This window comes from Oleiphilus sp. HI0066 (assembly GCF_001635725.1).
Map to the genome: position 1 here is coordinate 1 of NZ_LWFH01001767.1, position 704 is coordinate 704.

At 40.8% G+C, this 704-nt stretch carries 1 protein-coding gene; it reads left to right on the top strand.

Going from position 1 to position 704, the window contains the following annotated elements:
• Window positions 1-704, top strand: a 704-nt coding sequence (locus A3738_RS27440) for a glycosyltransferase (RefSeq protein WP_068763992.1), incomplete at both ends; no start/stop codon positions are given.

Genomic DNA, 704 nt, shown 5'->3' on the forward strand with positions numbered 1-704 from the left:
TGACAAATCAGTGGAGATTTCTAGTAAATATCCTATAAGAGTAGTTTCTAAGCTTGGAGGTAAAGTTGGAGGCGTTAGAAACTTCGGAGCTTCTTTGGCGAAAGGCGGGATATTGGCTTTCATAGATGCGGATTGTATTGCACCGGAAAACTGGATCAAAGACTCTGTACATATGTTATTGATGGAATCATCGCTTGGAGCAGTGGGAGGAAGCTATTTATCCCGTGATAAACCGACGTGGGTAGAACGCTGTTGGGTGTTGGCATCCGAACCGGAAGATGGCCCGACTAGTATTCTGGTTGGTGGCAGCTTCATAATAAAGAGGAATATTTTCGATGAGATNGGGGGCTTTGATGAAGTAATTAATGCAGGTGAGGATACTAAGCTTGCATATCAAGTTGCCTCTCTTGGCTATTCTTTACGGAAGTTACATGGGGCCGCTGTTGTTCATATGGGCTACCCGCAAACATTAACGGACTTTTTCAAAAGGCAGTTTTGGCACTCATCTAGTCTTATTCATTCTAAAACTAGTTTGTTCGACGATAAAACGTTTATAGCTGTCGTTGTATTTTCTTTGCTTATATTGATGCTTCCACTTTCGTTTTTTTACAGTCCAGCATTAGGCGGATTGAACGTTATATTGTTAGTCATGATCCCTTTATTATTTACTTGTAAGAGAGTAAATCGGGCACAAGTTACATTTA